Raw genomic sequence first — 6,512 nt, forward strand, 5'->3', positions numbered from 1 at the left:
TGGAGCCGTACTGCGACGAGCCCCGCGTGGGGAGGCGGAGCGGACGAGGACGGGAGGGGCGGGCGCGGCCCACGACGGGACGGGCGCGGAGGACCGTGGAGAGGGGAGTGGACGGCCGCGGGGCGGTGGCCCGAGCCCTCCTCCGTGCTGCCGTCAGGCGGTCAGCGCTCCGAGCACCCGTCGTGCCACCTCCCGGCCGATGGGGAGGGAGGCCGTGGCGGCGGGGGAGGGGGCGTTGAGGACATGGATCATGCCGGGTGATTCGGCAAAGAGGAAGTCGTCGACGAGGGTGCCGTCGGGGAGGACGGCCTGAGCGCGGACGCCGGCCGGGGCCGGGCGCAGATCCTCCTCGCGGGCGGCCGGGAGCAGCCGGCGGACCGCGTCGGCGAAGGCGCGCCGGGACAGGGAGCGGTGCAGTTCGCCGGCGCCGTAGCGCCAGTGGCGGCGGGCTATCCGCCAGGAGCCGGGGTAGGAGAGGGTGCCGGCCAGCTCGGTGGGGCGGACCGTGCGCCAGTCGTAGCCCTCGCGGGCCAGGGCGGGGACGGCGTTCGGGCCGATGTGGACGGCGCCGTCGGTGCCGCGGGTCAGATGGACGCCGAGGAACGGGAAGGCCGGATCAGGAACCGGGTAGACCAGGCCCTTCACGAGGGCGGCGCGCTCCGGGGCGAGGGTGAAGTACTCACCGCGGAACGGGACGATCCGCATGCCCGGGGCGTCGCCGGCCAGCCGGGCGATCCGGTCGCAGTGCAGGCCGGCGCAGTTGACCAGGGCGCGGGCGCGGTGCACCGTGCCGTCGGCCGTACGGACCGCCACCCGCCCGGGGCGGCGGCCGATAGTCGTCACCTCGGTGCCGTAGACGATCCGGGCGCCGGCGTCCTCGGCGAGCCGGGCGAACCGGCGGGCGACCGCGCCGAAATCGCAGATGCCGGTCGTCCCGACATGGATGGCGGCCAGGCCGCGGACCTCGGGCTCGTACTCGGCTATCTGGGCGGGGCCCAGCTCGCGCACCGGCAGGCCGTGTTCGCGGCCGCGCTGGATCAGGCCGTGCAGCCGCGGAAGCTCGCTGCGGTCGGTGGCGACGATCAGCTTGCCGGTGACCTCGTGCGGAATGTCGTGCTCGGTGCAGAACTTCACCATTTCCGCCGAGCCCTGGAGGGCGTAGCGGGCCTTGAGCGAGCCGGGTGGATAGTAGATGCCGCTGTGGATGACGCCGCTGTTGCGCCCGGTCTGATGGCGGGCCGGACCGGACTCCTTCTCCAGGACCACGACGCGCATGCCGGGGGCGGCACGCGTGAGCGCATAGGCCGTAGAGAGTCCGACGATGCCGGCACCGATCACCAGCACATCGCAGTCGTACGCCGCCACTGCACCTCCCCAACCGCATGACCGCAGGCCCGCCCGTCGCCGCGGACCCGCGCATCGTCACCGACGACGTATCCCATCATGACGGTCGGCACTGACAATGCCGATCGGACTCCCCCCGGCGCCGACGCGGCGGTGCGCCGGGCCGCCGCGCGGGGGCGCCCCTAAGCCGCCCCTGCCCCCTAAGCCGGCGCCGCCAGCAGCGGTCTCGCCCGCTCGCGCAGCTCCACCACGCGGGGCTCGTCGCCGTACGGCTCCAGGCGGTGCAGCAGATCGCGGACGTATTCGGTGGTGCGGGCGGAGGAGATCCGGCCCGCCACCTCGACCGCGCGGGTGCCCGCCGCGCAGGCCGCGTCCAGATTGCCGGACTCCAGTTCGGCGACCGCGGACACCACCAGGCGCAGCCCGTGGGAGCGGACGAATTCCTCGGTGGGGCGGGACAGCGCCTGCTCCGTGAAGCGGCGCACCTGGCGGGGCAGCCGCAGATCGCGATAGCACTCGGCGGCATCGGCCGCGAAGCGTTCGTACGAGTAGAAGTCCAGCCACGACGGGTCGGGGTCGCCGCCGCGGGAGCGCTCCAGCCAGCCCTCGGAGGCCTTCAGCGCCACCTCACAGGCGCGCGCCTCGCCGGCCTTGGCCTGCGCGCGCGCCTCCACCAGCCGGAAGAAGCTCATGGTGCGGGCCGTGGCCAGGCCGCGGTTGCGTTCCAGGGCGGCCTGGGCGAGGTCGACGCCCTCGTCGGCGAAGCCGCGGTAGGTCGCCTGGAGGGACATCGAGGCGAGGACATAGCCGCCCAGGGGGACATCGGCGGCCGCACGGGCGAGCCGCAGCGCCTGGATGTAGTAGCGCTGGGCGGCCTCCTGCTGGCCCGTGTCGAAGGCCATCCACCCCGCGAGCCGGGTGAGTTCGGAGGTCGCCCCGAAGAGCGCCCGGCCCACCTCGTCGCTGTACGAGGCGAGGAGCAGCGGTGCCGCGTCCACCCGCAGGCACTCCGGCACCATGGAGGAACGCCAGTCCCCGCCGCCGTACTTGGAGTCCCAGCGGCGCGCGTCCTCGGCCGCCTCGCGCAGCTTGCTGACGTCGCTGTGCCCGACGTGCTGCGGGATCCCGGCGTCGCCGGCCGCCGCGGCGTCCTTGTCGCGCGCCTCGGCCGCCTCCCGCGCCACCGAACTGTCGGCCGGGGATATCAGCCAGCGCGAGGCGGGGGTGGCGTACGCGCTGACGGCGAAGGATCCGGCCAGGCTCTGCCAGATGCCGCCCCCGCCGGCCCGCCGCCCGGCCAGATCGAGACGGTACAACTCGGTCGCGGAGCGCACCGCGGCGCCCACGTCGCGGGGGAACGCCAGGCCCACCTCGGGCGCCGGGTCCGCGTCGGCCAGCCCGATCTCGTGCAGCGGCACCGGCCGACCCAGCTTGCTGCCGATCGCGGACGCGATCAGGTGGGGCGCGGCGCCCTGCGGCACCATGCCCTTGGAGACCCACCGCGCCACCGACGTCTTGTCATAACGAAGCGTCAGTCCGCGCTGCGCACCGAGGTCGTTGACCCGGCGGGCGAGTCCGGCATTGCTGATACCCGCGAGGGCGAGAACAGTGCCGAGCTTTTCGTTCGGCCCGCGTATATCCCTGGACATGCGCACCCCTCGACACAGCGACGGCCGCCCCGGTACCCCGGGGCATGCGTCCACCCAGAGTAGTTCGCCGGATCCTGACCGTTAAGAGCCGGTGTCCCGGATGGCGAGATTCATGTTCAAACAGGGGTGCGGGAATTGGCATGTGCTCCGGGTACGTGTGCCCGTGCGCCCGTCCGTGCGCGCTGGCCGGGCGTCGCGGGGAGCGCTTCCATGGCTTCTGCGTGGGTCGGCCCGCTGCACTGGATCCAGTGGGCTGGGGGATACCGTCACCTCATTCCCCGCGGGTGACGGTCCGGTCCGGGGGGCGCAGCCCGCCTCCCGGACCGTCGCACAGGCCGGCCGTCCGGCCGGCCGGGGTGCCGGTTGACATCACGCCCGAATGTGTCAACTGGGCTGTACGGAACGGACTTTGGCCGAAAGTCCACGGGTGGTGATTTCGCGCCGCCGCAGATTCGGGGGTCGCCCCGGGGGCCACACGGGGGGCCTCCCGGGGCCGCGGCGGGCACCGCGCACCCGCGGAGGTCCGCCGACCGGTCCGGGCGCCGTCCCGCCGACGCCGTCCGCCTCGTCCGTTCCGCCGTGTGCGGCGCGCCCACGGTGGGACGGTGCCGCCCCGGGGGCCCGCCGGCGGCCTCCTGGGAGCCACGCGCCGCGAACCGCCCGTATACAGGCCTGCCTCAACACCTCCCCTGCGCCGCTGTCATGGCAGCATGGTCGGCACAACAGCCCGGCGGTGGCCGGGCCATCCGCTGTACGGGGCGGCCGTTGGCCCCGGCGGACGGGGAATCGGGCGGAGGCGGCAATGCGCTGGTTGGTGGGGTGGAGCAGTGCCACCACGGGGCCGGTGCCGGGGGAGGAGGGCCGCGCGGTCCTTCCCGTGGGCGCCCAACTGCTGTGGGGCGACCCCGATCCCCTCTGGGCGGTCGGGGACTGGCGGCCGGACGAGGTCCGGGTCGTCCAGGCGGACCCCGAGACCCGGCTCGCGGTCTTCGGTGCCTGCGGAGCCACCGACGACCAGCTGCGGGTGGGGCTGTTCGCGGCGCGCGGGGGCGCGCTGCGCCATCTCACCGCCTGGCCCGGCAGTTACACCGCCGTCGTCCAGATAGGGCGGCGGATCACCGTCACCGGTGACCTGGCGGGCGCCCGCCCCGTCTTTCACACCCGCTGGGCCGGCGGCACCGCTTATGCCACCGCCGCCCTGCCCCTCGCCGACCTCGTCGAGGCCACGCTCGACATCGGCCATCTGGCGGCGCTGCTGGCCTGCCCGGACGTCCCCGAGGCGCTGGGCGACGGCACGCCGTACGAAGGGGTCCGCCGGATCCCGCCCGGCCACGCCCTGGTGCTGCGCGGCGGCGCCAGCGACATCACCTCCTTCGAGCCGACCGTCTCGCTCGCCGTCGCGGCGCCCCCGCTCGCCCCGGAACAGGCCGTGGACGGCGTCCGCGACGCCCTGGTCGAAGCCGTCCGCGCGCGACTGGCCGGGCCCCGGCACGTCCCCGACCCGGACGGTCCCGACGGCCTCGACCCCGGCCCGGTGCCGGGCATGGGGCCCGCGGAGCGGCGCGCGGCACGCGGTGCACCGGCCCCCGGCATCGGTGCCGACCTCTCCGGAGGCAGCGCCTCCGGAACCCTCGCCCTGCTGGCCGCCGGTCTCCCTGGTCGCCCCGGACGGCTGGGCGGCCACGGCGAACGCCTCCTGGCCGTCACCTTCAACGACCGTGCCACCAACGGCGGGGCGGACTCCCGCGAAGCCGAGTTGGAGCGCGCCCGCACCCTTGCCGACAATCCGCGGCTGCACCATGTCGTCGTCGCGGCCGGCGAAGAGGCCCTCCCGTATGCGGACCTCGAAAGCGGCCCGCTCACGGACGAGCCGGGCCCCTCCCTCATCACCGCGAGCCGCCACCGCCGACGGCTGCTGGCCGGCAGCGCGGACCACTTCGTCGGGCACGGCGCCCGCCAGGTCCTCGACGCCCACCCGGCCCGGCTCGCCGACCTCCTCCTGGACCGCCGCCGGCGCCATCTGCTGCGTCCGGTCACCGCGCTGGCCAAGGCCGACGGCTCCACCGCGCAGTCCGTCCTCGTCCCGTTCACCGTCTACCGCGCCGCCCGCAGGCTCGCCCGGACCCCCTACGCCGCCGGTATCGCCGACACGGCGCGCCGCCTCCTGGAGCGGCAGTTCGCCGACGAGCCGGTGGCCGGCGGTGCCGTGGACGCCTCGCTGGCGGCGCTCGCCTGGTGCCGCCCGGGTCCCGCGGCGCGCTGGCTGACGGGGGAGGCGCTGGCAGAAGTATCGGTTCGGCTGGGCGAGGCGGTGCACCGCGCGCCCGGCGTGAGCCGCCCCGGGGAGCGCCGCGCCCGTGCCGCGCTGGCCCGTCAGGCGGCGGACCACCGCGTCTTCGAGCAGGCGGCCGAGGTCCGCAGCCAGCGGCTCCACGCTCCCTTCCTCGACAACCAGGTGGTGCTCGCCTGCCGCGCCCTGCCGGACACCCTGCGGGTGCAGCCGGGGGCGCGGGCCACCGTGCTGCGCTCCGTACTGGCCGGGGCCGGCGTACGGGATCTGCCGTCCGGCTGGGGCGCCGCCTCGCACCTCACCCATGCGGCAGAGGTACGCACCGGGCTGCGCGGCGCCATAGGGGAGCTGGTGCGGCTCTTCGACGCGCCGCTGCTGGCCGATGCGGGGCTGGTGGAGGCGCGGGTGGTCCGCAAGGCGCTGCGGGACGCGGCGGAGGGCGCGGCACTGCCCATGGACGGGCTGGCCGAGCTGGTCTCCACGGAACTGTGGCTGCGGCGGCTGGTGACCCGGCGGGGGACGTGCTGGACGGGGGCGGGGGCGCCGCGCCAGAAGGCGGTCGCGGGCGGGGTGGTCCCCCGGGCGCGACTGTCCTGAGCCGGGGCGCAGTCGTTCCCGGCCGACCTCAGCGCAGTCGTTCCCGGCCGACCCCGGCTCAGCAGCCGTTGCCGGCACCGGATCCCGGCGGCCGGGAGGCGGCACGCCCGCTCAACGACAGCTGATCGTCGACTCCGCCCAGTCCCCGAGCGCCACCGCACCGGGCCCCGCCGGCTCGGTCACCAGCTGCAGCGTGTGGTGGCCCGCCAGCGGGAGATGCACCGGAACCCCGGCCTCCGTACGGCGCACCGCCGGCGAACGCCACAGCGGTACCCCGTCCGCGTAGACCGAGAAGCGCAGCGCCCCCGGCCCCATGCTCAGATCGTCGACGCCCACGACGGCGTCGTACGCGGTGCACGAGCGGTTGAGGTCGATGGTCACCGAGGACAGCGCGGGCACGCTCACCCCGTGCGCGTACGTCGTGCCGCCGATCGCCGGCGCCCGCCGCGGCCACAGCCAGCCGCTCCCGCTGCGCACCTCCGGCTTGCTGCCGTCGCCCATGAAGTCGTGGTCCAGTTGGTTGAGTTGGTAGGTCGTCAGCGAGGGGAGCGGCGGTTTCGGAGCCGGCTTCGACGGGGTGTCACCGGGGGACGGCCGCGTGGGAGCGGGGTCCGCCGGTGACACCCCGTCGA

Annotated in this window: 4 protein-coding genes; 1 reads left to right on the plus strand and 3 read right to left on the minus strand. The window is 75.4% G+C overall.

Annotated elements, in window-relative coordinates:
- Positions 1 to 153: 153 nt before the first annotated feature.
- Both lhgO and EST92_RS30470 read right to left on the minus strand, forming a co-directional pair.
- Positions 154 to 1,365, minus strand: a complete 1,212-nt coding sequence (lhgO, locus tag EST92_RS30465) for an L-2-hydroxyglutarate oxidase (RefSeq protein ID WP_129283905.1) — start codon at positions 1,363 to 1,365, stop codon at positions 154 to 156.
- A gap of 179 nt (positions 1,366 to 1,544) precedes the next feature.
- A complete protein-coding gene (locus tag EST92_RS30470; RefSeq protein ID WP_018092687.1) occupies positions 1,545 to 2,993 on the minus strand; it encodes a hypothetical protein in 1,449 nt (482 codons plus the stop codon).
- An 802-nt stretch (positions 2,994 to 3,795) separates the two neighbouring features.
- Between EST92_RS30470 and EST92_RS30475 the strand changes: the two genes are divergently transcribed.
- Complete coding sequence (locus EST92_RS30475) at positions 3,796 to 5,880, plus strand: asparagine synthase-related protein (protein ID WP_129283906.1); 2,085 nt, start codon at positions 3,796 to 3,798, stop codon at positions 5,878 to 5,880.
- 111 nt (positions 5,881 to 5,991) lie between these two features.
- On the opposite strand, the gene EST92_RS30480 is transcribed toward EST92_RS30475, so the two are convergent.
- A partial coding sequence (locus EST92_RS30480; RefSeq protein ID WP_174244179.1) for an NPCBM/NEW2 domain-containing protein occupies positions 5,992 to 6,512 on the minus strand: 521 nt, incomplete at its 5' end.

Origin of the sequence: Streptomyces sp. TM32, from assembly GCF_004122755.1 — a bacterium.
In the GTDB taxonomy this organism is placed as follows: Bacteria; Actinomycetota; Actinomycetes; order Streptomycetales; family Streptomycetaceae; genus Streptomyces; species Streptomyces sioyaensis.